Genomic DNA, 20,257 nt, shown 5'->3' on the forward strand with positions numbered 1-20,257 from the left:
TGGTGCTTCTACACCACTGTAAAGGAACGGCAAAGCGAGTCGGGCAGGGCCCACGCCCTCAGAGCGGGGTCGCCGCGTGCAGGATCATGACCATCGTCACGGCGGAGTTGGCCGACGACATGGCGGAGACCACTGCCCCCGCGGCGGCCGCCCACGCCGCGAGCCCCACCGCGGTGAACAGCGAGGGCCAGCTGCGCGCCGCGGGAGCAGGGCCGAGGAGGGCCGCGACCCGGCGCGGAACGGGCCCCGGCGCCGCGAGTCCGGCCAGGGTCGGTGCCGGGGCGCCCCGGGAGTGCAGAGCCGCCTTGCCGATCGCGCGGGCCACGGCCCTGCGGTCGCCGACGGCATGGGCGGCGTCCTCGTCGGCCCAGCGTTCGGTCGTGTAGGCCACGGCGGTACGCAGCGGGCGCAGGAACGGATTGGCGCGCGCGGCCAGCTGCACGGCGAGGAGGTAGCGGTGGTGGCGGGTCGCGAGGTGGGCGCGCTCATGGGCGAACAGGGCGCGGCGCTCGGCGGGGGCGAGGCAGTCGAGCAGCGCGGTGGTCACCACGACCCGGTCACGGGCGCCGCCGGGCAGCGCGTAGGCGTAGGGCACGGTGTCGGGCAGGACGGCGACGGCGGTGCCGGGCAGCCCGGCGAGCGCGCGGTGGGCGCGGCGGCGTACCTGGCGGTGGCGCCACAGCGTCCTGCCGCACGCCAGGGCCACGGCGAGCAGCCCCGGGATGGCTAGACGCCCGGCGACCTCGTCGTACGGGACGGCCGCGCGCACCTCGGGGTCCGACCAGCCGTCGGGCAGCGGGTTGCCGGGCAGTTGCGCCGTGCCGACGACCATCAGCAGGCCCAGGCACAGCGTGCTGCAGAGCGCCATGACCGCGGCGACCGTCGTGAGCAGCCGGGTCGCCGTCCGCGGGTGCAGCCGCTGCTCGGCGAGCCGGGCGACCGGCCAGGCCGTCAGCGGCAGCACGAGCGGCAGCAGGACGAACATCCCCATGACGGTTCAGACGTCCTTCTCCGCCTCGGCCTGCCGCAGGAGCTCACGCAGCACCTGCTCGTCGCCCGGCGGCAGCGCGGTGAGGAAACTGGCGAGGACCGCCTCCCGGTCGTGCTCGCCGTCGAGCACCTTGCGCATCTTGCGCGCCGCGAGGCCCGCCTCGTCGGCCGACGGCGTCCACGCGAAGGAGCGCCCCGCGCGCTCGCGCGTCACCGCGCCCTTGTCGAGGAGGCGGCTCAGGATCGTCACGACGGTCGTGTACGCGAGGTCCCCGCCGAGCCGCTCCTGCACCCAGCCCGCGGTCGCGGGGCCCTCCGCCTCGCGCAGGACCGTCAGGACCTGAGCCTCCAGCTCACCCTGCCCCCGCCGCCGGGACCGCCGCTCCTGCTCCGCCACGCCCGTCTCCCTTTCACTGCCCAGTCGTCCTGACGAGGCTAACGCCCGGCCGGCCGGGGTGTGGCGCCGGTCAGGCGCGACGCGGGCGTCCTGCCGGCGCGGGCGAAAAACGCGTTGCCCCGCCCCATGGCGCCCTTTAAGATCACTCGCGTGACTGCCGGGTCGGCCATGGGCCACGTACGAGTGAGGCATCCGGCCTTGGCGTGAGCGCGAGGCGGGCCAGAGCCCCGCCGTCTCTCTTCCGACTTCCCACAGCGCCCCATGCGGCGCACCGACAGTGGATTCCAAGACCCGGAAGAGACCTCACACATGCCGCAGCACCAGCACTCACAGTCGCACTCGCACGACCCCGATTCGCCTGTCACGACCGTCCAGTTGAACCACACCGTCGTCTTCGCCAGGGACCGGCAGCTGTCCGCCGAGTTCCTCGCCGTGATCCTGGGCCTGAAGGTCGGCGCCCCGTTCGGACCGTTCCTGCCCGTCGACCTGGGCAACGGCGTGACGCTCGACTATTACGAGCTGACCGATGAGCCGGTCCAGTCCCAGCACTACGCGTTCCTCGTGCCCGACGAGCAGTTCGACGCCATGATCGCCCGCCTGGACGCGATCGGGGTCACCCACTACGCGGACCCCAGCCATACCGAACCCGGCCAGATCAACCGTTGGTTCGGCGGTCGTGGCGCGTACTTCGACGATCCGGACGGCCACAACATGGAGATCATGACCCGGCCCTACGCGCGCCCTTAGCCCTCCGCGGGCGGAACGGGCCGCTCCCTGGGGCTGCTTGTCTGTTCGAGTCGTGATTAAGGCATCGCGCCCCGCCCGCTCCGGCCGCGGGCGGGGCGCGGGTGCCCGGCCGTGACCACTGGGACCCCGCCCGGGCCGTTCGCCGTGAGGCGGCGGGGCGAGCTGACGGCTCGAGCGTCGACTGGGCCGCGGGAGCCGGGCAGTTGGCGTACAGGACGTCCCTGAACCCCAGTGCTTACGCCCGCGCTACGGTCGGCGCAAAAGGCTCATTGCGGCACTTGTCCGGCGGCAGTAAACAAGGGAATCGACCCAGAAACGTTGCGGCCGCGGCGTCCTGCAAGGCATCACATCGCAGCTCTGAGAGAAGCCGGGTGATCCAGAATGGCGCAAGATCCACACACCGCAGTGACGAACGAACCGGACGACGGAGCGATAACCCTGGCCGCCGAGCAGGAGGCGGTGCTCCAGCCGCCCTCCGAGGGGACGGAGGGCCAGGCCCAGCACTCGACGGGTGAGGGCCTGGAGCACGTCGAGGGCTACCGGCGCCCGGAGCACTTCGCGCCCGAGGCCTGGACGGCCCCGACCGCTTCGCTGCCCGACATCGGCGAGGCGTCGTACGGCCCGCCGCCCCTGGCCCCGGAGACCGTGCACGGCCCCGACGACCGCATCCAGATCACCAACACCAGCGTGTACCCGTGGCGCGTGCACTGCTACCTGCTGATCACCGCACGCGACAACACCCTCTACCAGGGCACCGGATGGCTGCTCGGACCCCACACCCTGGCGACCGCGGGCCACTGCGTCTACATCAAGGGCAGTGGCGTGGCGGGCCGGGACGGCTGGGTGAAGAGCATCCAGGTCATGCCGGGGCGCAACGGCGCCTCGCTGCCCTACGGCAGCATCACCTGCACGAGCTTCCGCTCCGTGACGGGCTGGACGAGCAACGGCGACGAGAACTTCGACTACGGCGCCATCATCACGCCCTCCAACATCGGCTCCACCACGGGCTGGTTCGGCTTCGGCGTCTGGTCGGACTCGGACCTGCTCAAGACCACCGGCAACATCTCCGGCTATCCGGGCGACAAGCCGTCCGGGACCCAGTGGTACGCGGCGCGCGGGATCGACTCGGTCGCCCCGCGCAAGGTGTACTACGACATCGACACCGCGGGCGGGCAGAGCGGCAGCTCCGTCTACCGCATCGACAGCACCGGCCGCTACGGCTTCGGCATCCACGCCTACGGCGGTGCCCGGGTGAACTCCGGGACCCGGTTCACCACACCCGTCTTCAACAACTACGTGGCATGGAAGGCGTGAGCGCACCCCGATGAACGGCAGCGAGTCCGCAGTGGAGATCACCGGCGTCGTCCGCGACACCTCGGGCACCCCGGTGACGGGCGCCCACGTCCTGTTCACCGACGGTCCACGGCCTCTGCCGGACATCGCTGCCGTCACGGACGCCGAGGGACGCTTCTCCCTCGTCGCCCCCACGACGGGCGAATACAGGCTCATCTGCCGGGCGGACCCCCTCATGGGCCCGTCCGGCACCGCCGAGGCCACCGTCCGTGTCGAACCGCCGGAGCGGGCCGCCCCCCGGGGGCGGCTGCGCGTCGAGCTGACGCTCGGCTAGCGCGGTGGGCGGCGCCGGGCGGCAGCGGTGGACGTGCGCGGCGCGCGACTCCTGTCTAGCGTCACGGTCATGAACACTGTCCCGCAGCGTTTCGAGATCCTGCTGGTCCCCGAGTTCTCGGGGGACGGCTCAAGTACCACCGATGCCCGCGGCGCCCTGCGCTCGGCCGTCGTGGTGGCCACGGGCGACACCGGGGCCTCCGGGTTCCCCCGGTTCGCCGGTGACGGCATGGAGGCCGACATCGACCCCGAAACCCGCACCGTCGAGGCACTTCTGGTCGACGGGTCGGAGCTGGACTACGGGCTCTCGGTGCGGGTCGCGGAGGCGTAGGGCGCCCGTCACGGCGGCGGGGCCGCATCGCCCGCCAGCCGCGCGAGCGCGTTCCCGAGCCCCGGCGGCGAACCGGCGGCGGCGGGCCCGACCGCGCCGTCGGGCGAAACGGCCCCCACCAAGGTGTCGCCCGAGTGGACCAGGATGTGGCTGGGCGGCCGCAGTCGCCGGGCCTGGTCGATCACCGTCGCGGCGTCACCGGCGAAACGGGCGCTGAGGTCGATGACCAGGACGTCGGGCAGCAGGGCCCGGGCCCGCGCCATGGCGAGGAAGCTGTCGTCCGTCTGGGAGATGACGTACACGCCGGGGACGGCCTCGATCTGCGGGATCAGGTCACCTGCCTGGTGATCGGCGGCCAGCACCAGCACGGTCAGCACCTCGCACTTGCCCTTCGCCTGGTCCGGGTGTCACCGGCACTCGCCGTACGCGTACCGCGATCTCGACTTCACTGATCGTTTCAGCATGTCATCCGACGCGGCGGATACGGCGCCCGCGCGGAACGGGGCGTGTCGCCCTAGGACGGCAGGTCGAGCCGGGTCAGGTGCTCGGGGGTGAGCGCCCGCAGGAAGTCCGCGGCGTCGAAGGCCTCACCGGCCGCGCGTACGCCCGGCACCTTGCCGCGTCCGTCGAGGAGGCGCTCGACGGCCTCCACGACGAGCGGTGCCGTCACGGCGTAGATGTCGCGCCCGCCCGCGACCGCGCGCCGCATCTCCTTGCCGCGCCGGACGACCGCCTCGACCAGGAAGGTCTGCGCGGAGCGCCCGACGGCGTCGGCGGGCTCGGGCTCCGGCGTCTCATCGGCCCGGATGTCCCGCAGCGGCGCGAGGTTCATCACCGCCCGCACCTCGGGGGTCCGCACGTGACGCGGCAGGGTGACCTGGTCGGCCGTCGCGAACCCGGAGGCGTCCTGGGTGCCGAACGGCTCGGGGAAGTCCCACGGGAAGGTGTCCTGGGAGTAGTCGAACGGGCGCAGTTCGCCTCCGGAGTACACCAGGTGCTGCCCGGCGTTGCTCTCCCCGGTGCGCCGGGTGCCCCGCGTCGGGTGCCAGCTGTCGAGTGCGTACGCGAGGGTGATCTCGTCCGCGTCCGGCCACTCCCCAAGCGCGGCGGTGGCCAGCAGGTCGCCCAGGCCGCCGTAGAACGCCAGGGACGGGGCGATGACGACGCCCGCCGCTCGCGCGCGCTCGCCGTAGGTGTCGAACAGGGCGGCGCTGACGCCCTGTTCGGCGGCGACGTCCAGGTACGGGATGCCGGCGCGCAGCGCCGCGTCGGCCACGGGCAGGGCCGTGTCGAGGAACGGCCCCGCGCAGTTGACGACCGCCGAGGCACCGTCGAGGGCGCGGTCCAGGGACGCCGCGTCGCCGGTGGAGGCCACGCGCACCGGCGCGCCGGGGGCCAGGCCGCGCAGCGCCTCCAGCCTCTCCTGGTCCCGTCCGACGAGCAGCGGCTTCAGGCCGCGGCGCAGCAGCTCCGCCACGACGAAGCGGCCGGTGTGGCCGTACGCGCCGATGACGGCGACCGTCCGTGCGTCGGACCGGACGCCGGCGTGCTGCACGGTGGGTGTGGCGGGGGCGTTGCTCATCGTTGACTCCCGTTGTCCTGAGGGCGGTTGCGCCCTGCCGGCACCATGATCCGGGGCCGGGCCGCACACCACCAGCGGCCGGAATGACGAGGGGCGTACAGTTTCGGACATGCGGACCGTGGCGATGGCACTTCCCGAGGGCACCATGCTTTTCGAGGCGGCCGCGGCCTTCGAGGTCTTCGGTTCGGACCACTCCGACCTGGCCGGGTCCTGGTACTCGTTCACCGTGTGCGGCGCGGCCGGTACCCGCGTGGGGCCGTGGCTGCGCGCCGAGCCCGCCCAGGGTCTGGAAGCCGTCGCCACCGCGCGGACGGTGATCGTCCCGGCCTGGCGTGACATCGACCGGGACCCGCCGGGCGAGTTGACCGAGGCCCTGCGCACCGCCCACGCATCAGGTGCCCGCATCGTCTCGCTGTGCACCGGCGCCTTCGTCCTGGCCGCGGCCGGCCTGCTCGACGGGCGCCGGGCCACCACGCACTGGGCCCACGCCGCCCGGCTGGCCGCGCGCCATCCCCGCGTCACGGTCGACGCCGGGGTCCTGTTCACCGACGAGGGCAGCGTGCTCACCTCCGCGGGGAAGGCCGCCGGCATGGACCTGTGCCTGCACATCGTGCGCGCCGACCACGGGGCGACGGTGGCCAACGCACTGGCCCGGCGGCTCGTGACCCCGCCCCACCGGGACGGCGGCCAGGCGCAGTTCATCCCGGCACCCGTGACGCACGGCCGCGACCACCCCCTGGCCGATCTGCTGCCCTGGATACTCGCCCGCCTCGACCAGCCGCTCACCGTGGAAGACCTGGCCCGGCAGGCGGGCATGAGCAGCCGCAATCTGTCCCGGCACTTCCATGCCGTCACGGGCACGGCGCCGCTGCGCTGGCTGCTCGGTCAACGCGTGCGCCTGGCACAGGAGTTGCTGGAGTCGGGCGACGAGAGCGTCGAACGGATCGCGGCCCGGACGGGCATGGGGACGTCCGCCACGCTCCGGCGCCACTTCACCCGCGTCACGGGTCTGCCGCCCGAGGCCTACCGGCGTACCTTCGGCGCCTCCTGAGCACACGGTGGGCCGGCCGTCCCACCGTGTGCGACCCGGGTCGTGGGGTGCGGACAGACGGGAATCGGCACTCGGCCGACTGTTTGCCGAACATGGGGGTACTCGGCCGCCATGCGAACACGGAGGCAGTCGTTCAAACGCTGATCACAGACGCCCCGATCGGTGCCCGCGTCGCGTGGGTGCCCATCGGCCGGCCTCAGCGCCGAACGAAACACGAGATCAACTGATCACACCACGACATCAAGGGAGGCAGCCATGATCACCGCCGTCATCATCGCCGTGGTCGTCATCGCGGCAGCCGCCGTCCTCTTCGTCGTCATGCGGCGAGCCAAGGGCGGCGGACACGGTCTGAAGCACCGTTTCGGGCCCGAGTACGACCACACCGTCGCCCGGCACAACGGAGACGTGCGGGCAGCCGAACTGGAGCTGCGCGAGCGCGTACGGCTCCACGGCTCCGTCAAGGCCGAACCGCTGCCGCCCGGCGCCCGCGAGCGCTACGTGGCCCAGTGGGCAGGCGTCCAGGAGCAGTTCGTCGAATCACCGCAGCAGGCCGTGGTCGAGGCCGACGCACTCATCGCCCGCCTGTCCAGGGACCGCGGCTTCCCGGACGGTGAGCGCTTCGACGAGCAGGTGGCCGCGCTCTCCGTTCACCACGGCCACCACGTCCACGGCTACCGCCGCGTGCACACGGCGGCACGCGGACAGGGCGGCACCGAGGAGATGCGCGAGGCCATGGTCGAGGCCCGACGCCTCTTCGACGCGCTCGTCGCCGACCACACGGTCGACTCCACCCGGAACGACCGGCACTCCACCGCCGACCGCGGCCACGCACCGTGGGCACTGCCCCGGCGCCACGCGAAGGGAAGTGGCACGTCATGACGGATGCCCGGCACAGCACACCGCGCGAGCAGGCCATGGGCAGCGACATCCCCGCCCCCGCACCCGCTCCGGCGGCGTCCCCCGCTCCTCCCGCTCCGGGCTCCCCCGCCGCAGGCTCCCCTGCGCCCGGCACGCACGCCCCCGGCACGCACGCCCCCGGCGCCGGGACAGGCGCCGGGACCGGCACCCACGACCCGGGCGCGCACGACTTCGGCTCCCGCACCCCCGGCTCCCACACCCCTGCCGGTGACGTCGGCTCCGCCCTGCTCCCGCAGGACCAGCACGACAAGCTCGGCCTGCGGCTCCAGCAGGCTCTCAGCACCTTCGTCGAGAACCCGCGCCAGGCGGTGGAAGAGGCCGACAGCCTCTTCGACGAAGCCGTCAGGCACCTGACCGAGACCCTCACGGAGCACCGTCGCGTCCTGCGCGCCAGCTGGCAGGGCCACGACACCGAGGCCCACACGGAAGAACTGCGCCTCGCCCTGCGGCAGTACCGCGAGGCCACGGAAAGGCTGATGCGCATCTAGGCACATCGGCGCGGCACACACGTGGGGCCCGGGGCTGTTGCCCCGGGCCCCACGTCGTTCGGGCCGTGCGGGGTCAGCCGTTGGGCAGGATGACCGCCCGGCCGTTGATCCGGCCCTCGTGCAGGTGCTCGTACGCCTTGGGCGCGTCCTCCAGTGCGTACGTCTCCACATGCACGTCGATCGCGCCGGAACGGGCCAGGTCGAGGACCTCGATGAGCTCGGCCCTGCTGCCCCAGTACGGGGCGCGGACCGCCGCGTCATAGGGGGTCGTGCCGAAGCCGACGGCCGCGGCGCCGCCGCCGATGCCGACGATGGTGATGTCCGCCTCGACCGCGGCGCAGGCGGTCGCCGTGGCGACGGTGGGCGGCGCGCCGACGAAGTCGAACACCGCCTGCGCGCCGAGGCCGCCGGTCAGCTCGCGGACCCTCGTCGCCGCGTGCTCGTCCGACAGGACGGTCTCGTGGGCGCCGACCTGGTGGGCCAGGCGCAGCTTCCCGTCGGTGACGTCGAGGGCGATGACCCGGGCCGGGGTCAGCGCCCGCAGCAGCTGGATCGCGACGTGCCCCAGGCCGCCGGTGCCGATGACCACGGCGCTGCTGCCGGGGGTCAGCTTGGGCAGGGAGGTCTTGATCGCGTGGTACGGGGTCAGGCCCGCGTCGGTGAGCGGCACGGCGGTCACGGGGTCGAGGCCGCCGAGCGGGACCAGGTGACGCGTGTTGTCCACGATCATGTACTCGGCGATGGCCCCGGGCGCCCCGAGTCCGGGCGGCAGGATGCCGAGTTCCGCCGCGCGCGAGCAGTAGTTCTCCTTGCCCTGCGAGCACATCAGGCAGGCTCCGCAGCCCCACGGCCCGTACACGGCCACGGAGTCGCCGATCTCGAAGCCGGTCACGCCGTCGCCCAGGGCGGCCACGGTCCCCGCGCCCTCATGGCCGAGGGTCAGCGGCAGCGGGAAGGTCAGCGCCTCCGCGGGCCAGCTCATCACCGCGATGTCGGAGTGGCACACGCCCGCGGCGGTGACCTTCAGGAGTACCTGGCCGGGGCCCGGCTCCGGGCGCGGGACGGTGACCACCTCGGGGGCGGAGCCGACGCTCCGGTACTGGACGGCCTTCATCTGGGCGGGCATGTCGGGGCCTTCTTGCGCTGACATCTGGGATGCCTCTTCTCGTTCTCGGCTCGTGCTGTGCGCCTGGTGTCCCCCTCATCTCCGACTGTACTCCTCTAATGTCCCAATGGGACATGTGACCCACCGGGACATCGCAAGTGCTGCCACCGCGCCGCCACCCCCGCCCGCCCAGGAACCAACAAGCCGCGGAATCAGGCGAGTTGCCGATTACCATCAAAAACCTAAGTACCGGCAGCGACCTGCCACCCATCAGCCATCCACGGGGGAAGGCGGCCCGGCCCGCATGACACGCAGCTATGACCAGTCCTGTCCGGCGGCGCGAGCCCTGGACGTCGTCGGGGGCCGGTGGTCCCTGCTGATCGTGCGGGAGCTGCTGCTCGGCCCCCGGCGCTACACCGACCTCGTCGCCGGACTGCCCGGCATCGGCCCCAACGTCCTGGCCGAGCGGCTGCGCGCACTGCGCGACGCGAATCTCGTCAGCCAGGCCAAGCTGGCGCCACCGGCCACCTCGACGGTCTACGAACTGACCGAACTCGGCGCCGCCATGCGCCCGGTGCTCGACGAGCTGACCCGCTGGGGCATGCGGCTGCCGACCGCGACCCGGCCCGGTGACACCTTCCGGCTCAGCTGGGTGCTCGGCTGCCTGCGCGCCAGCTTCCGGCCCGAACAGGCCGCCGGCCTACGGGAGACGTACGAGTTCCGGGTCGACGGCGACACGTTCCATCTACGCGTCGACGACGGCGTGCTCGACATCCGCAACGGCGGCGCGACGGACCCCGTCTGCGCCATCACGACCGACCTCGGGACGTTCCTGGCGGTCGGCGCCCGCCTCGTCGACATCGAGGACGCCGTCGCACGCGGCCTCGCCCGCCTCGAGGGTGAACTCACCGCCGCCGCGCGGGTGATCGCCATCCTCGGAGCACACCCCGAGGCGACCGGCGGCCGGCACGGCATCGTCGGAGCCGTCGGTGCCACGTTCCGTCCCGAGCACGCTCGCGGCGTGCGCGAGACCTACGAGTTCGTGATCGGAGACCTGCTCTTCCATGCCCGCCTCGACGACGGCACCGTCGAGACGGGCCTGGGCCCCGCCCCGGACGCCGCCGCGACCCTCGTCACCGACCTGGGCACCCTGCTCCAGCTGGGCGTGGGTTCCCTGCCGCTCGAGGACGCGGTCAGCGCCCAGGTCGTCGAAGTGCACGGCGACCTGGAGGCGGCGCTGCGGATGGCGGACGCCTTCGGCGTGGTCCGAGCCGACCGCTCGCCGGCCATTCCCTGACGCGTCCCGAGCGGTCGGCGGCAGACAGCGGGCCCCGGCGGATGGTGATCCGCCGGGGCCCGCTGTTCGCGTTCGTACGTTCGCGGCCGTGTCAGTCCGTGCCGGACTCCATCGCGGCACGGTCCAGCATCGACTCCTCGTCCGTGGTCTCACCGCGCGAGGCGATCGCCTCCGCGCCGCCGCCGTCCATGGCACCGATCAGGCCCGTCGAGGCCGCCTGCGCGGCGCCGATCGGCGTCGGGTGACCGGAGCCGACGAGGCCCAGGCCCGCGTACTGCTCCAGGCGTGCGCGGGAGTCGGCGATGTCGAGGTTCCGCATGGTGAGCTGGCCGATCCGGTCCACCGGGCCGAACGCCGAGTCCTCGGTCCGCTCCATGGAGAGCTTGTCCGGGTGGTAACTGAACGCCGGGCCCGTGGTGTCGAGGATCGAGTAGTCCTCGCCGCGCCGCAGCCGCAGCGTCACCTCACCGGTGATCGCCGTGCCGACCCAGCGCTGCAGCGACTCGCGGATCATCAGCGCCTGCGGGTCCAGCCAGCGGCCCTCGTACATCAGCCGGCCGAGCCGCCGGCCCTCGTTGTGGTACGCGGCCAGCGTGTCCTCGTTGTGGATCGCGTTGACCAGGCGCTCGTAGGCGATGTGCAGGAGCGCCATGCCGGGCGCCTCGTAGATGCCGCGGCTCTTGGCCTCGATGATCCGGTTCTCGATCTGGTCGGACATGCCGAGTCCGTGCCGGCCGCCGATCGCGTTGGCCTCCATGACCAGGTCGACCGAGGAGGCGAACTCCTTGCCGTTGATCGTGACCGGGCGGCCCTGGTCGAAGCCGATCGTCACGTCCTCCGTGTCGATCTCGACCGAGGGGTCCCAGAACTTCACGCCCATGATCGGGTCGACGGTCTCGAGCCCGGTGTCCAGGTGCTCGAGCGTCTTGGCCTCGTGCGTGGCACCCCAGATGTTGGCGTCCGTGGAGTACGCCTTCTCCGTCGAGTCCCGGTAGGGCAGCTCGTGCGCGAGCAGCCACTCCGACATCTCCTTGCGGCCGCCGAGCTCCGTGACGAAGTCCGCGTCCAGCCAGGGCTTGTAGATCCGCAGGTGCGGGTTGGCGAGCAGCCCGTACCGGTAGAACCGCTCGATGTCGTTGCCCTTGAAGGTGGAGCCGTCGCCCCAGATCTGCACCCCGTCCTCCAGCATCGCCCGCACCAGGAGCGTGCCGGTCACGGCGCGGCCCAGCGGCGTGGTGTTGAAGTACGGGCGCCCGCCCGACCTGATGTGGAAGGCGCCGCACGCCAGTGCCGCGAGCCCCTCCTCGACCAGCGCCTCGCGGCAGTCGACGAGTCGGGTGATCTCGGCGCCGTACGCCGAGGCGCGGCCGGGCACGGAGGCGATGTCGGGCTCGTCGTACTGGCCGATGTCGGCGGTGTACGTGCAGGGGACGGCGCCCTTGTCACGCATCCAGGCGACGGCGACCGAGGTGTCGAGACCGCCGGAGAAGGCAATGCCGACGCGCTCGCCGGTGGGGAGGGAGGTGAGGACCTTGGACATAGGAAGAGTATGCATGACTTCGCATGACCATGCAACGTCGCTCACCGCGGAGGCTGAAACCGCGCCGCGGCGCACCGAGCCGCCACAGCGCCCGAATTCCGGGCGATACCCGCTGGTGGCAGGCCGTAGCGGCTTAATGCTTAGGATGTGCAAGTGCTTGATTACCGCATCAGGACGGCCGGCGCCGCCGACCTCGGCGCCGCGCGAGCCGTCATGCTCGACACCGTCTACCACGACTTCGGCACGGGGTACGTGCCGCGCTGGCACGGCGACATCATCGACCTCGACGCCGCGTACCTGAGACCCGCCCGCCACACCCTGCTCGTCGCGGTGGACGAGCGGGACGGGACGGTCGCGGCGACCGCCGCACTCGACTCCCGCGGCCCCGCACACCCGCCGAACCCGCGCTGGATCGCCGAGCGCTTCCCCTCCGGGGAGACGGCGCAGCTGCGGCGCGTCTACGTACGGGCCGAGCACCGGCGCCGCGGCCTCGCCCGGCGACTGGTCGGCGAGCTGCTCGACTTCGCCTCGTCGGACAGCGGATACCGATCCGTCTATCTGCACACCGACCCGGCGGTCACCGGCGCCGAGGGCTTCTGGCGGTCCATGGGGAAGGTGGTGCACGACGAGCGCGAGGACCCCGACGGGTCGCGGGTCGTGCACTTCGAAGTACCCATGCGGCCGTAGTCGTCGCGTGCCGACGCCGAAACCCCCGGCGCGCGGACCGCACCCCCGGCCGCATTAATGGAAATGGTTGTCATGTAGTCTTCGTGCCTTCCACCGCACTTCCGGACCCACCCCACCCCGAGAACGAGGACCATGCGCTCCGTCCGCCGCCGTCCCCTCATAGCCGGCCTGCTCGTCGCTCCCCTGCTCAGCGGCTGTTTCGCCGCCAAGGACGACGCGTCCGGCAACTCCGCGGAAGGCGCCCGCCTCAAGGTCGCGCTGGCCTTCCCTCCCTCGGAGAACTTCTCCCCCTACGGCGCCGACGCGACCCTCCTCAGCCGCCTCGGCGTCACCGAGGGCCTGACCAAGCTGGACGCGAACGGCGCCGCCGCCCCCGCGCTCGCCGCGTCCTGGCAGCAGGAGAACGACCGCAGCTGGCTGTTCACCCTGCGCCAGGCCGGCTTCCAGGACGGCAGCCGCGTCACACCGTCCGCCGTCGCCTCCGCCCTCACCCACGCGGGCAACGCCAAGCCCGTCACCGCCGCCCTCTCGGGAGCCGCCCTCACCGCCAAGGCCGTCGGCGACGACCGGGTCCGGATCACCACCCCCGACCCCGACCCGGCGCTCCCGCTGCGCCTGTCGAGCCCCGGCCTCGCGGTGCTCTCCCCGAAGGCGTACGCGAAGGGCGACAAGGTCAGCCCCGTCGGCACGGCCACCGGTCCCTTCGAGCTCACGAAGACCACCGGCGCCACCGCGGCCACCCTCGACCGCTTCGACGACTACTGGGGCGGCCGCGCTCAGGCGTCCGCAGTCGACGCGCGGTTCATCGCCGACGGCACCGCGCGCACCAACGCCCTGCGCACGGGCGAGGTGGACATCGCCGAGGCCGTCCCCGTCTCCCAGGCCGCGTCCCTCGACAAGGGCCACGGGCGCGAGACCGCCACGGCACGCACCACGGCCCTCCAGCTCAACACGGAGAAGGGGGTCTTCAAGGACCCCGGCCTGCGCGCCGCGGCCCGCGCCGCGATCGACACCTCCGCGCTCGCCAAGGACGTCTACGAGGGTCACGCCGACACCGGCAAGGGCATCTTCGGCCCCGCCCTGACCTGGGCCGACGGTAAGCGCGACAAGCCCGAGGGACAGGCGGACGCGACGGCGCCCGGCGGGAAGTCCATCACCCTGGGCACGTACGACAACCGGCCCGAGCTCCCCGAGGTCGCGCAGGTGCTCAAGCAGCAGCTGCAGAAGGCCGGATTCAAGGTGACCCTCGAGGTGCGCGAGTCCTCCCGCATCGAGGGCGACGCCCTGGCCGGGAAGTTCGACGCGTTCGTCGGCGCCCGCAACACCATGCTCGACACCGGCGACCCCGTGTCGGTCCTCGCGAGCGACTACACCTGCGACGGCAGCTACAACCTCTCGCAGCTGTGCGACTCCTCGGTCGACAAGGCCGTGCGGAAGGCCGAGAACACGGCCGACACCGCGAAGCGGCAGGACGCGGCCATGGACGCCGAGGCCGCGATCCTCGGCACCGACGCGGTCGTGCCGCTGGTCCACCAGCGGATCATCACGGGCGTCGGCGGCTCCGTGCGCGGGGAGCTCCTCGACCCGTACGAGCGGACGCTGGTCGGCGCCGGCACCAGGCGCTGAGGGCGGCATGCGCAGGAGCCTCGCCCGCACCGGCGGACCGGTGCTGCTGTGGCGCGTGGCCCTCGCCGCGGCGCTGCTGTGCCTGATCGGCCTGCTGCCCTGGCTGTCGCGCACCGACCCGGCGCTCACCGTGCTCAAGGCGCGGGCGGCGGAGCGCACCCCCACCCCCGAGGTCCTTGCGGCCGTCCGCGGCGAACTCGGCCTGGACGACGGGCCGTTGCGGCTGCTCGGCCAGTGGACGGGCGGGCTCCTGCGCGGGGACGCCGGGCGGTCGTGGATCTCCGGTGAAGCGGTGCTGCCCTCCGTGACGCAGGCCCTGGGCGTCTCGTTGCTGCTCATGTCGGCCGCGCTGGTGGTGGCCGTCGTGACGGCGGGCGCGGTGTGCTCCCGCACCCTGTGGCTCGGCTCCCGCCGCCGGCTCTCCGGGCGGCGCACCTCCGGTGGCGGGGCCGCGGTCGTCGCCGCGATGCCCGAGTTCCTGACCGCCTCGGTGCTCGCCACCGTGGTCGGCGTACAACTGGGCTGGCTGCCCGCCCTCGGCTGGTACGGACCCCAGTGGCTCGTGCTGCCCGCGCTCTCGCTCGGGCTGCCCGCCGGGGCGCTGCTCGGGCGGCTCGTCGACGACCTGCTGCCCGGCGCCTTCGCCGAACCGTGGACGCGGGCGGCCGCGGCCCGCGGCATCCCGAGCGGACGCATCGCCAGCCAGGCGCTGCGCCGCTGTCTGCCCGGCCTGCTGCCGAACCTCGGTCTGTTCCTCGTGGGCCTGACCGGTGGCGCGGTCGCCGTGGAGCAGATCTTCGACATCCCCGGGCTCGGCCGCTCCACCCTGCAGGCCGCGGTGGCGCAGGATCTGCCGGTCCTGCAGGCCGGCACCCTGGCGCTCGTGCTGCTCGCCGCCGTGGCAGGCGGCCTCTTCCGCCTCGCGTCCCGGCTCACGAGCGGTCCGGCGCTGCGGGACGGGGCCCTGCCGACGCTGCACCTTCCGGCGCCGCCCGCGCCCAGCCGGCTGCCGCTGCTGTACGGCGGGCTGCTGCTTGGCGTCATCCTGTTCGGCCTGGCCCGGGACCCTCTCGCCCTGGACACCGCGGCCCGGCTCCAGGCGCCGTCCTGGACGCACCCGTTCGGCACCGACGCCCTGGGCCGCGATGTGCTGGCGCGGGTCGGGCACGGCGCGCTGCACACCCTCGCACTGGCGCTGGGGATCAGCGCCTTCGCCCTGGTGGCAGGCATCCTGCTCGGACTTCTGCCGCGCTTCTCCGGCCCGCTGCTCGACACGCTGAACGCGATACCGCCGACGCTCGCGGGACTCCTCGTCGCCGGTGTCGCGGGCAGCGGGGCGGCTACCCCCTCGATCGCCGTGGCCGCCGTCGCCTGGGTCCCGCTGGCCGCCCACACCGCCGCCCTGCTCCTCCAGGAGCGCGCCACCCTGCACCTGACGGCGACCCGGAGCCTGGGAGCGGGCCGTCGCCACCAGTTGCGGCACCATCTGCTGCCCGCGGTCCTGCCGCCCGTCACGCGCCACGCGCTGCTGCGGCTCCCCGCCGTAGCGCTGGCCCTGGCAGCCCTCGGCTTCCTCGGCCTCGGCGCCCAACCGCCGTCCCCCGAGTGGGGTCTGCTGCTTGCCGAGAACCAGCCCTACGCCGAACGCGCCCCCTGGGCCCTGCTGGCTCCGGCGGCCGCGCTCGCCCTCCTGGGGGCGCTGACGGTGACGGCGGCGGGCGGAGTCCCGATCCCCCGGTGGCTGCGACGCAAGCACCGACCCGACGACTCCCCTCACATGGTCGAAGTACAGCTCGCGGAGCGGGACTTGACGACGGCCGGGACGGCTGCCCGGTGAGCGACCGACGTCAACTGCCCCTGCCCACGCGGCTGCGGCCCGCCGAGCGCACACGCCGCGAACCGACCTGGCCGCACCTGTCGCCACTCCTTCGTCTGCTGATCCTGACCCAACTCGCCTTCAACATCGGCTTCTTCGCCGTCCTGCCCTTCCTCGCCGAGCACCTGGGCGCGTCGATCGGCATGGCGGGCTGGCTGGTCGGCCTGGTGCTCGGCCTGCGGACCTTCAGCCAGCAGGGGCTCTTCGTCGTGGGCGGCGCCCTGACCGACCGGTACGGCGTACGGCCGGTGGTGCTCACCGGCTGCCTGCTGCGGATCGCCGGCTTCGCCTGGCTCGGCTACGCGCAGCAGACCTGGTCGGTCATCGGCGCGGTGCTCCTGATCGGGTTCGCCGCCGCCCTGTTCTCCCCCGCCGTGGAGTCCGAGGTCGCCCGGCAGGCAGTGCTCTGGGAGGAGTCGGGCCGCGGCCCGCGCACCCGTGTCCTGGCCCTGCTCACCGTGGCGGGCCAGGCCGGCGCGTTCCTCGGTCCGCTCATCGGGGCGCTGCTGCTCTCCGTCGACTTCCGCACCGTCTGTCTGGCCGGGGCCGGGGTCTTCGTCCTCGTCCTCGGCGGGCATGTGCGGCTGCTGCCGCAGCGCATCCCGGGGCGCGAGCCGATCCGCGTGCGCGGGGGCGTGGGCGAGATGTTGCGCAACCGCCGGTTCCTGGCGGTGTGCTGTGCCTACGGCGCCTATCTCCTGGCGTACAACCAGCTCTATCTCGCCCTGCCGGACGAGGTGGAGCGTACGGCCGGGTCGCAGGCGCCGATCGCCTGGCTCTTCGCCCTCTCCTCCCTCCTTGTGGTGACCACGCAGCTCCCGGTCACCCACTGGGCGGCGGGGCGCCTCGACGAGCGCCGCTCGATGTCGGTGGGGCTCGTGCTCATCTCCGTCGGGTTCGCCGTCGTGGCCGTCGCACGGCCGGCCGGGTGGACCGGCGTGGCCGGGCTGCTGCCCGCCGCCGGGTTCGTCGTCCTGCTCACCCTCGGCCAGATGCTGGTGGCCCCGGCCGCCCGGGCCTGGGTCCCGGATCTCACGCCCGACGGCAGGCTCGGCCTCTACACCGGGGCGCTGTCGTCGGTCTCGGGCCTGATCGTCCTCGCGGGCAGCGCCGTGACCGGCTCGCTCCTCGACGCGGGGCTCATGCCGTGGGTGCCGTGGCTCGTGCTCGCCGCGATCCCGCTGCTCGCCGTGACGCTGCTGCCGGTCCGCGCCCCGGCCACCGGCCGCTCAGGCTGACGCGCCGGGCGGCACCGATGCCGTGAGGGCCGCCAACTCCTCGGGGGTGTGCGGCCCTTCGCCCGCATCGTCCAGCAGGCCCTTCGTCCGCAGCAGCTCCGTGACCGCGATCCCCCAGGGCAGGCGCAGGCCCGCCTGCGCAAGGAGTTCGCGGTGGGCGAGCATCCGCGCGACCGGTCCGGTGCGTACTCCCGAGGGGGTGAGCAGGGCGGCGTCGTCGGCCCAGCGGAGGGCGAGGTCCACGTCGTGGGTGGCCATCACCACGGTCGTTCCCGCGTCCCGCAGGCCCTGCAAAGTGGTCAGGAGGCGTTCTTGGCCGTCCGGGTCGAGTCCCGCGGTCGGCTCGTCGAGGATCAGGACGCGGGGTCGCATCGCCACGGCTCCCGCGATGGCCGTGCGCTTGCGCTGGCCGTAGGAGAGCAGATGGGTGGGGCGGTCCGCCAGGGCGCTGACGTCGAGCGCGGCGAGAGCCTCGGCGACCCGGCCGCGCACCTCGCAGTCCGTGAGACCCAGGTTCAGCGGCCCGAAGGACACGTCTTGTTCGACGGAGGCGGCGAAGAGCTGGTCGTCCGGGTCCTGCACCACCAGTTGGACGGTGGTGCGCAGCCGGGTGAGCCCCTTGCGGTCGTACGTCACGGGAGTGTCCCCGAGGATCAATTGGCCCTGGTCGGGGCGGAGTCCGCCGCTCAGGAGCCGCATGAGGGTGGTCTTGCCGCTGCCGTTGCGTCCGAGCAGCGCGAGGGCGCGTCCCTCGGTGACGTCGAAGTCCAGGCCGCTGAGGACGGTGGGCCCGTCCTCGTACGCGTAGGAAGCGGCGCGCAGAGCGACCAAGGATCCACTCGGCTCGCTCATGGCAGAACCCTTTCCAGTACGAGGGTGAGGGCCGCGAGGGCCACGAGGAGCACGGCGCTCGCGGTCACGAAGGGCCGCGAGATCCGGGCGTCGGGCACGAGCACCCGCAGGGTCCCGTCATATCCGCGTCCGGCGAGCCCGGCCTGCAGCCGGCTCGCCCGGTCGAAGGCCCGCACGAACGCGGTGGCGCCGAGACCGCCGAGGGAACGCCAGGTGGCGGCCCGGGTGGTGTGGCCGAGCCGCGCGGCCTGGGCCTGCCGGATGCGGCTCATGGAATCAAGGAGCAGGAAGCTCATCCGGTACATGACCAGGGCCACGTCGACGACCGGCGCCGGTACGCCTGCCTTCACCAGGCGGGGCAGCAGGTCCGACATGGGGGTGGTGAAGGCGAAGAGCAGGACGCCGAGCGAGGCCGCCGAGGTGCGCAGGAGCAGTCCGCCCGCCCGCTCGGGGCCGCCGTCGGCGAGCGTGACGAACCCTTCGGGGCCGCCCAGTTGGACGACCAGGGTCAGGGCGCCGGTGACGCAGAAGCCGAGGGGCACGCGGTAGGCGCGCCACAGTTTGCGCGGCGGCACACCGGCGGGTCCGAACAGCACGGTGAGCGCGGCGACCAGGACCAGGGCAGCACCCGGCCAGGGCGGCAGGGAGACGGCAAGGACGGTGAGGCCGAGTCCGAGCACGGCTTTGTCCACGGGGTGGCGGCGGCGCCAGCGACTGCTGTGCGCCGCCGCGTCGATGGGCAGCACGCCGCGTCAGACCTGCCCGGTCCCGGCCCGGCTGCTCTTCTCGTCGGCGGCCTGCTCCGCGGCGGCGGCCTCGGCCAGCGCCGTCTCGGCACCCTGACGGCGCCCCTTGCGCAGACCGAAGTAGTAGGCGAGGACGCCCGCGCCGAGCGCCGCCTGCAGCGCGAAGAGCGCCGACTCGATCTCCCCGGAGGGGGGTTCGTACAGCGGCGAGAACCAGGGCTCGTAGTCCGGCTCGATCTCGGTGATCGCGGTCTCGGCCTGGGCGTCGGCCCCGGCGAACGGCTCCTTCTCGTCGTCGCCCAGACCGAGCGCCAGCGGCAGCACGGCCAGCGCGGCGACGATGAGGAGAAGCAGAGTGTTGATCTTCGCGTTCCGGCTCATCAGGCGCTGGCCCCCGTCTCCGTCTCGTTCTTGCTCTCGTTCGTGCTCTTGCTCTCGTTCGTGCTCTTGGTGACCGCCTCCGCGGACGGCTTCGTGCCCTGGAGCAGCACGCCGAGCCGCGTGAGCTCGCCCCTGCTCGACTGCACGAGCAGGCGCATCACCACGACGGTGAGCAGTCCCTCGCTGACCGCGAGGGGGATCTGCGTGACGGCGAAGATGCCGCCGAACTTGCCCAGGGCGCCGATGAATCCGCTGCTGGGGTCCGGAAATGCCAGCGCGAGCTGGACGCTGGTGACGCAGTACGTGGACAGGTCGGCGACGAACGCGCCGAAGAACACGGCGACCATGAGCGGCACGTCGTACCGCTTCAGGAGCCGGTAGACGGCGTACCCGGCCCATGGCCCGACGATCGCCATGGAGAACACGTTGGCGCCCAGCGTGGTGAGCCCGCCATGGGCGAGCAGCAGCGCCTGGAACAGCAGCGTGATGGTGCCGAGCACCGCCATGATCGGCGGCCGGAACAGGATCGCGCCGAGCCCGGTTCCCGTCGGATGCGAGCAACTGCCCGTGACGGACGGGATCTTCAGCGCGGAAAGGACAAAGGTGAACGCTCCGGAGGCACCCAGGAGCAGTGTGCTCTCCGGGTGTTCCTTGACCTCACGGGTGAGGGAGCGGACTCCGTGGACGACGAACGGCGCGGACGCTACGCCCCAGGCGATCGCGTGCGCCGGCGGGAGGAAACCCTCGGCTATGTGCATGGCTAAGCAGACCCTCTCCAG

The 20,257-nt window shown here is 72.9% G+C and carries 22 protein-coding genes; 12 read left to right on the plus strand and 10 right to left on the minus strand.

The genetic code is table 11. The features are described 5' to 3' along the window. Positions 1–58 precede the first annotated feature (58 nt). Complete coding sequence (locus ACWD02_RS13510; protein ID WP_451208721.1) at positions 59–991, minus strand: M56 family metallopeptidase; 933 nt, start codon at positions 989–991, stop codon at positions 59–61. A gap of 6 nt (positions 992–997) precedes the next feature. Further along, positions 998–1,387 carry a BlaI/MecI/CopY family transcriptional regulator gene (locus ACWD02_RS13515; protein ID WP_451208724.1) on the minus strand — a complete coding sequence of 130 codons (390 nt, stop codon included), beginning with the start codon at positions 1,385–1,387 and terminating at the stop codon, positions 998–1,000. A gap of 309 nt (positions 1,388–1,696) precedes the next feature. On the opposite strand from ACWD02_RS13515, the gene ACWD02_RS13520 reads away from it, so the two are divergent. The 4 genes from ACWD02_RS13520 (at position 1,697) to ACWD02_RS13535 (ending at position 4,091) form a co-directional block, all read left to right on the plus strand. Then, positions 1,697–2,134 carry a VOC family protein gene (locus ACWD02_RS13520; protein WP_451208726.1) on the plus strand — a complete coding sequence of 146 codons (438 nt, stop codon included), beginning with the start codon at positions 1,697–1,699 and terminating at the stop codon, positions 2,132–2,134. Between the two features lie 405 nt (positions 2,135–2,539). Then, positions 2,540–3,448 carry a trypsin-like serine peptidase gene (locus ACWD02_RS13525; protein WP_451208728.1) on the plus strand — a complete coding sequence of 303 codons (909 nt, stop codon included), beginning with the start codon at positions 2,540–2,542 and terminating at the stop codon, positions 3,446–3,448. A gap of 10 nt (positions 3,449–3,458) precedes the next feature. Then, positions 3,459–3,761: a carboxypeptidase-like regulatory domain-containing protein gene (locus tag ACWD02_RS13530; protein WP_451208731.1), complete on the plus strand. Its 303-nt coding sequence runs from the start codon at positions 3,459–3,461 to the stop codon at positions 3,759–3,761. Between the two features lie 69 nt (positions 3,762–3,830). Then, positions 3,831–4,091 (plus strand): hypothetical protein, encoded by a 261-nt coding sequence (locus tag ACWD02_RS13535; RefSeq protein ID WP_451208734.1) that lies wholly within the window; start codon positions 3,831–3,833, stop codon positions 4,089–4,091. Positions 4,092–4,099: 8 nt separating this feature from the next. Here ACWD02_RS13535 and ACWD02_RS13540 read toward each other — a convergent pair whose 3' ends face one another. Both ACWD02_RS13540 and ACWD02_RS13545 read right to left on the minus strand, forming a co-directional pair. Further along, positions 4,100–4,459, minus strand: a complete 360-nt coding sequence (locus ACWD02_RS13540; RefSeq protein WP_451208736.1) for a hypothetical protein — start codon at positions 4,457–4,459, stop codon at positions 4,100–4,102. A gap of 146 nt (positions 4,460–4,605) precedes the next feature. Next, positions 4,606–5,673, minus strand: coding sequence for a saccharopine dehydrogenase family protein (locus ACWD02_RS13545; RefSeq protein ID WP_451208739.1), 1,068 nt, complete (start codon positions 5,671–5,673; stop codon positions 4,606–4,608). A 109-nt stretch (positions 5,674–5,782) separates the two neighbouring features. On the opposite strand from ACWD02_RS13545, the gene ACWD02_RS13550 reads away from it, so the two are divergent. From ACWD02_RS13550 to ACWD02_RS13560, 3 genes are all read left to right on the plus strand, one after another. Beyond that, positions 5,783–6,724 carry a helix-turn-helix domain-containing protein gene (locus tag ACWD02_RS13550; RefSeq protein WP_451208741.1) on the plus strand — a complete coding sequence of 314 codons (942 nt, stop codon included), beginning with the start codon at positions 5,783–5,785 and terminating at the stop codon, positions 6,722–6,724. 255 nt (positions 6,725–6,979) lie between these two features. Further along, positions 6,980–7,603 carry a hypothetical protein gene (locus ACWD02_RS13555; RefSeq protein WP_451208744.1) on the plus strand — a complete coding sequence of 208 codons (624 nt, stop codon included), beginning with the start codon at positions 6,980–6,982 and terminating at the stop codon, positions 7,601–7,603. Next, complete coding sequence (locus tag ACWD02_RS13560; RefSeq protein ID WP_451208747.1) at positions 7,600–8,130, plus strand: hypothetical protein; 531 nt, start codon at positions 7,600–7,602, stop codon at positions 8,128–8,130. Before ACWD02_RS13555 ends, ACWD02_RS13560 begins: the two co-directional genes overlap by 4 nt. 73 nt (positions 8,131–8,203) lie before the next feature. Here the strand turns inward: ACWD02_RS13560 and ACWD02_RS13565 are convergent, their stop codons facing one another. Then, complete coding sequence (locus ACWD02_RS13565) at positions 8,204–9,244, minus strand: NAD(P)-dependent alcohol dehydrogenase (protein WP_451209224.1); 1,041 nt, start codon at positions 9,242–9,244, stop codon at positions 8,204–8,206. A gap of 295 nt (positions 9,245–9,539) precedes the next feature. On the opposite strand from ACWD02_RS13565, the gene ACWD02_RS13570 reads away from it, so the two are divergent. Beyond that, positions 9,540–10,532, plus strand: a complete 993-nt coding sequence (locus tag ACWD02_RS13570) for a winged helix-turn-helix transcriptional regulator (protein WP_451208750.1) — start codon at positions 9,540–9,542, stop codon at positions 10,530–10,532. 91 nt (positions 10,533–10,623) lie between these two features. Here ACWD02_RS13570 and argG read toward each other — a convergent pair whose 3' ends face one another. Further along, the gene (gene argG / locus ACWD02_RS13575) at positions 10,624–12,072 is read right to left on the minus strand and encodes an argininosuccinate synthase (protein WP_451208752.1); all 1,449 of its coding nucleotides are present in this window, start codon (positions 12,070–12,072) and stop codon (positions 10,624–10,626) included. A 147-nt stretch (positions 12,073–12,219) separates the two neighbouring features. Between argG and ACWD02_RS13580 the strand changes: the two genes are divergently transcribed. The 4 genes from ACWD02_RS13580 to ACWD02_RS13595 all read left to right on the plus strand — a co-directional run bounded on the left by ACWD02_RS13580 (position 12,220) and on the right by ACWD02_RS13595 (position 17,499). After that, positions 12,220–12,759, plus strand: a complete 540-nt coding sequence (locus tag ACWD02_RS13580; protein ID WP_451208755.1) for a GNAT family N-acetyltransferase — start codon at positions 12,220–12,222, stop codon at positions 12,757–12,759. A gap of 132 nt (positions 12,760–12,891) precedes the next feature. Further along, positions 12,892–14,385, plus strand: a complete 1,494-nt coding sequence (locus ACWD02_RS13585; protein WP_451208758.1) for an ABC transporter substrate-binding protein — start codon at positions 12,892–12,894, stop codon at positions 14,383–14,385. Between the two features lie 7 nt (positions 14,386–14,392). Then, entirely contained in the window at positions 14,393–16,222 is a 1,830-nt protein-coding gene (locus tag ACWD02_RS13590; RefSeq protein ID WP_451208761.1) for an ABC transporter permease subunit, read from the plus strand. 32 nt (positions 16,223–16,254) lie between these two features. Next, a complete protein-coding gene (locus tag ACWD02_RS13595) occupies positions 16,255–17,499 on the plus strand; it encodes an MDR family MFS transporter (protein WP_451209227.1) in 1,245 nt (414 codons plus the stop codon). On the opposite strand, the gene ACWD02_RS13600 is transcribed toward ACWD02_RS13595, so the two are convergent. From ACWD02_RS13600 to ACWD02_RS13615, 4 genes are read right to left on the minus strand one after another with little or no spacing between them, the layout of a single operon-like run. Further along, positions 17,491–18,351, minus strand: a complete 861-nt coding sequence (locus ACWD02_RS13600) for an energy-coupling factor ABC transporter ATP-binding protein (RefSeq protein ID WP_451208765.1) — start codon at positions 18,349–18,351, stop codon at positions 17,491–17,493. The two genes, ACWD02_RS13595 and ACWD02_RS13600, sit on opposite strands and share 9 nt — an antisense overlap. Beyond that, positions 18,348–19,097 carry a cobalt ECF transporter T component CbiQ gene (gene cbiQ / locus ACWD02_RS13605; protein ID WP_451208768.1) on the minus strand — a complete coding sequence of 250 codons (750 nt, stop codon included), beginning with the start codon at positions 19,095–19,097 and terminating at the stop codon, positions 18,348–18,350. Before cbiQ ends, ACWD02_RS13600 begins: the two co-directional genes overlap by 4 nt. Positions 19,098–19,103: 6 nt before the next feature. Further along, positions 19,104–19,478 carry an energy-coupling factor ABC transporter substrate-binding protein gene (locus tag ACWD02_RS13610; protein WP_451208771.1) on the minus strand — a complete coding sequence of 125 codons (375 nt, stop codon included), beginning with the start codon at positions 19,476–19,478 and terminating at the stop codon, positions 19,104–19,106. Continuing rightward, positions 19,478–20,236 (minus strand): energy-coupling factor ABC transporter permease, encoded by a 759-nt coding sequence (locus tag ACWD02_RS13615; RefSeq protein ID WP_451208774.1) that lies wholly within the window; start codon positions 20,234–20,236, stop codon positions 19,478–19,480. Before ACWD02_RS13615 ends, ACWD02_RS13610 begins: the two co-directional genes overlap by 1 nt. Between the last annotated feature and the right edge of the window lie 21 nt (positions 20,237–20,257).

It is taken from the genome of Streptomyces sp. NPDC002853, assembly GCF_053591915.1.

What these genes read in the sequence shown, in the direction of transcription:
- ACWD02_RS13590 (WP_451208761.1), top strand. Translation starts at nt 14,393, where the DNA reads ATGCGCAGGAGCCTCGCCCGCACCGGCGGACCGGTGCTGCTGTGGCGC.
- ACWD02_RS13560 (WP_451208747.1), top strand. Translation starts at nt 7,600, where the DNA reads ATGACGGATGCCCGGCACAGCACACCGCGCGAGCAGGCCATGGGCAGC.
- ACWD02_RS13545 (WP_451208739.1), bottom strand. Translation starts at nt 5,673, where the DNA reads ATGAGCAACGCCCCCGCCACACCCACCGTGCAGCACGCCGGCGTCCGG.
- ACWD02_RS13555 (WP_451208744.1), top strand. Translation starts at nt 6,980, where the DNA reads ATGATCACCGCCGTCATCATCGCCGTGGTCGTCATCGCGGCAGCCGCC.
- ACWD02_RS13510 (WP_451208721.1), bottom strand. Translation starts at nt 991, where the DNA reads ATGGGGATGTTCGTCCTGCTGCCGCTCGTGCTGCCGCTGACGGCCTGG.
- ACWD02_RS13565 (WP_451209224.1), bottom strand. Translation starts at nt 9,244, where the DNA reads ATGAAGGCCGTCCAGTACCGGAGCGTCGGCTCCGCCCCCGAGGTGGTC.
- ACWD02_RS13585 (WP_451208758.1), top strand. Translation starts at nt 12,892, where the DNA reads ATGCGCTCCGTCCGCCGCCGTCCCCTCATAGCCGGCCTGCTCGTCGCT.
- ACWD02_RS13535 (WP_451208734.1), top strand. Translation starts at nt 3,831, where the DNA reads ATGAACACTGTCCCGCAGCGTTTCGAGATCCTGCTGGTCCCCGAGTTC.
- ACWD02_RS13570 (WP_451208750.1), top strand. Translation starts at nt 9,540, where the DNA reads ATGACACGCAGCTATGACCAGTCCTGTCCGGCGGCGCGAGCCCTGGAC.
- ACWD02_RS13550 (WP_451208741.1), top strand. Translation starts at nt 5,783, where the DNA reads ATGCGGACCGTGGCGATGGCACTTCCCGAGGGCACCATGCTTTTCGAG.
- ACWD02_RS13610 (WP_451208771.1), bottom strand. Translation starts at nt 19,478, where the DNA reads ATGAGCCGGAACGCGAAGATCAACACTCTGCTTCTCCTCATCGTCGCC.
- ACWD02_RS13530 (WP_451208731.1), top strand. Translation starts at nt 3,459, where the DNA reads ATGAACGGCAGCGAGTCCGCAGTGGAGATCACCGGCGTCGTCCGCGAC.
- ACWD02_RS13600 (WP_451208765.1), bottom strand. Translation starts at nt 18,351, where the DNA reads ATGAGCGAGCCGAGTGGATCCTTGGTCGCTCTGCGCGCCGCTTCCTAC.
- argG (WP_451208752.1), bottom strand. Translation starts at nt 12,072, where the DNA reads ATGTCCAAGGTCCTCACCTCCCTCCCCACCGGCGAGCGCGTCGGCATT.
- ACWD02_RS13615 (WP_451208774.1), bottom strand. Translation starts at nt 20,236, where the DNA reads ATGCACATAGCCGAGGGTTTCCTCCCGCCGGCGCACGCGATCGCCTGG.
- ACWD02_RS13520 (WP_451208726.1), top strand. Translation starts at nt 1,697, where the DNA reads ATGCCGCAGCACCAGCACTCACAGTCGCACTCGCACGACCCCGATTCG.